The sequence below is a fragment of the Pantoea sp. CTOTU49201 genome (assembly GCF_032054795.1).
GTDB classification, from domain to species: domain Bacteria; phylum Pseudomonadota; class Gammaproteobacteria; order Enterobacterales; family Enterobacteriaceae; genus Pantoea; species Pantoea symbiotica.
In genome coordinates this window covers 1-3,165 of sequence record NZ_DAMBSA010000481.1, presented here as the reverse complement: position 1 = coordinate 3,165, position 3,165 = coordinate 1, and the positions used below count along the sequence as shown (strand labels likewise).

Annotated in this window: 3 protein-coding genes; 1 reads left to right on the top strand and 2 read right to left on the bottom strand. The window is 53.5% G+C overall.

The window, feature by feature from the left end; all coding sequences use genetic code 11:
- Window positions 1-697 (bottom strand): DMT family transporter (locus RTY00_RS22515; protein WP_312666366.1); only part of this gene is annotated, 697 nt, incomplete at its 3' end.
- A gap of 168 nt (window positions 698-865) precedes the next feature.
- On the opposite strand from RTY00_RS22515, the gene RTY00_RS22510 reads away from it, so the two are divergent.
- Window positions 866-1,780, top strand: coding sequence for an alpha/beta hydrolase (locus RTY00_RS22510; protein ID WP_312666364.1), 915 nt, complete (start codon window positions 866-868; stop codon window positions 1,778-1,780).
- Between the two features lie 40 nt (window positions 1,781-1,820).
- Here the strand turns inward: RTY00_RS22510 and RTY00_RS22505 are convergent.
- Window positions 1,821-3,165, bottom strand: a 1,345-nt coding sequence (locus RTY00_RS22505) for a FepA family TonB-dependent siderophore receptor (RefSeq protein WP_312666362.1), incomplete at its 5' end; no start/stop codon positions are given.

Here is a 3,165-nt window from a genome sequence, read left to right as displayed (position 1 = left end):
TGTAAGCCAGCGCGGTGCAGATAAACCCAATCGCCAGAATGCTGGCCCAGACTTCTGGAATTTGCCAACTCGCCGCTGGCGTTTGCGGCGCGCTAAAGGCAAAGATCGGCAGCAAAAATACCGACGCGCCTAGTTGGCTACCAAAGGCGACTTTGGTGGCATCGAGACCGCCGCGTGCACCGATCCAGCGCTTGGTCAGGAAACCGGCAAAACCATAACAGGCGGTGGCGATCAAACAGGCTAAGATCCCGCCAATTAAAGTGCTGCTAAGATGCGCTTCTCCGGTGGTGCTGATGACAATGATGCCGCTAAATCCGGCGATCATGCCGAGAACTTTATTAACTGTTAGCTTTTCGTCGAAGAAGGCCGCGCCAATAATCACGCCCATCAACGGAGTGGTGGCGTTGAGAATCGCTGAATAACCCGCCGGCAACACGCGTGCCGCGAGGCAGTACATCAGAAATGGAATTGCCGAGTTGATGACGCCCAGCAACATCGCCCAGCCCAATTTACCGTCGAAGCGGCGCGGAATGCGCATCACCGCCATGATAATCAGTAAACCCAACATGCCGCAGAATACGCGTAAAAATGCGGTATTCACCGCGCCCAGCGCCGGTACCGCAATGCGCATAAACAGAAAACTGGCACCCCAAATCGCGGCCAAAATCAGCAGCCGCAACAAATCCGATGTTCGCATAGGTTTCACAATTGTTAAGAAAGAGTCGCGCACAGAATAGCAAACAACCAACTCCGTAGGGTCGCCATTAATGGCGACCGATGCCGCTTTGCAGAAAATTTTTCTTATGTTGTGATCATCATGTAGTATTTAGGAATTGATCATTTCCTAAATATGCGGAGAGCGAAAATGTCAGCAGCTGTTATCAAGCACGCGCCGGGATGGACGCAGCCATTCAACGAGTTAGACGGATTTTCCCATTATTACGCCACGGTGGACGGCGTGCGATTGCACTACGTCAGCGGCGGCAACGCCAACGGAGAAACATTACTTTTACTGGCGGGATTTCCGCAAAGCTGGTTTGCCTGGCGGCAGGTGATGTCGCTGCTGAGCGATCGCTATTTCATCATCGCGCCAGATTTACCCGGCCAGGGCGACTCGGACAAACCGCTCAGCGGCTACGACACCACATCGCTGGCGCAGAAAGTGCAGGGCTTGATGCAGCAATTAGGCCACACAAGCTATTATCTCGCTGCGCATGATGTCGGCGCGTGGGTTGCCTGGCCGTATGCCACGTTGTTTAGCGATCAGGTGAAAAAGCTGGCGCTGCTCGATGCTGGCATTCCGGGTGTGACCTTGCCAGAATTGCTGCCCGCCACGCCGGATAAAGCGTGGAAAACCTGGCACTTCGCGTTTCATCTGTTGCCCGATCTTCCGGAAGCATTAATAGAAGGGCGTGAAGCAATCTACCTCGAATGGTTTCTGAAACGCAAAGCGGCCAGCCCGATGGTATTTGGCGATGAAGACATGGCGGAATACACCCGTTTATTACAGCAGAAGGGCGCAATACGCGCCGGAATGGCCACTTATCGTGAAGTGACGGTTTCGGCGGCTCAGAACCGAACGTTGCTTCATGAACGCGGCAAATTAGCTTTGCCGTTGCTGGCGATCAGCGCCGATCAGGGTTCGATTCCGGATATGGCGTTGCCATTACGTGAATTCGCGGCAGATGTGACGGGAATTAAAATAGCGCACTGCGGCCACTTCGTCCCGGATGAGCAACCGCAGGCGCTGGCAGATGCGCTGCGTGAGTTTTTTAATTAAGCGTAGGGTCGCCATTTATGGCGACCAAAAAACCCATCCATCAAAACGACATCGTCACACCGGCATAATATGCTCGGCCCGGTTCGTTATAGGTCGATGCCCCCGAATTCTCACGGTAAATGCGCTTATCAAACAGATTGTTGATACCAGCATTGGCACGTAGGTTTTTGCTGATGTCGTAATTGACGTTCAAACCAAATACCGAATACGGGCTGATTTCCTGCGTTGTCATGTTCGAGGTATCGATATTGGTCTCTGCATTCTGACGCGGTTTCTGGCGGCCATATTGCGTCCAGTTGATGTTAGCGCTGAGATCCTGCGTTGCCTGCCACTCCAGCTGCGAGTTGATGGTGAATTCCGGGATCACTGACAGCGGATTGCCGGTTTCCTTACTCTCGGAGCGGAACATATAGGTGGCGTTGGATCGCCATTCCAGCGTATCGGCAATTAAAGGAATGGTCAGATTACCTTCCAGTCCTTCGACAATCGCTTTGCCGCCGTTTTCCCAGCGCAATACGTTATAAACCGGGCGCGTGCTGGAATAAACCGGCTCGGTGCCTGACACAATTTTGTTCTTGTAGTCATTGCGGAACCAGGTAATGCCCGCGACGTAGCCTTCGTTGCTGAATTCCAGACCAATCTCTTTGTTGACGCTGGTTTCGGCATCGAGATCGTCGTTACCCAGCAGATAACATTGGCTGAGGCCAATCGGGCAGCCGTTGCCACGCGTGGAGAGCAGATAACCCGGCGTTGACTGATACAGGTTAGGCGCTTTAAACACCCGCGCAATACCGGCTTTTAAGGTGAAGTAGTCGCCTAACCCTTGTGAAACGTTCAGGCTTGGGCTCCAGTTCGCGCCAAACTGATCGTGATAATCAAAACGCAGGCCTGGAATCACTTCGGTGGTATCAGTGGCAGCAATGTTGTCTTCGAAGAACAGAGAACTGATGGTGGCGCTGTTTTTGCTGCTGCGCTGCGACGGATCGCCAGAGCTGCCTGGCAGATTGACGCCACTCGCGTTGGACGCCAGCATTGATGCCGGATCGTTCAGCTCGTCGCGGTTCCACTCCGCGCCCAGCGTCACGGTTTGATCAACCAGCAGCTGCAGCGGGAAGTTGATCTCTCCGCCCGCGCGATAGCTTTCCAAACGGCTTGTGGCGTACGTATCGCTGTTGATCATCCCTTCGGTACGACCAGCGGTACCTTCCTGCAGGCGCGTATTATTGGTTTTCTCGTAGTTAAAGTTGAGCTTCGAGGTTCCCCAATCCCAGATACCGTTGTGCGCGATGCCGTAGCTCTGACGATACATGCGGTTAGTTTCATCGCCGTACAGCGATTCCACTAAACCGTCGGTACTGGCGTTGCTGTTGCTGTTTTGCGTATCA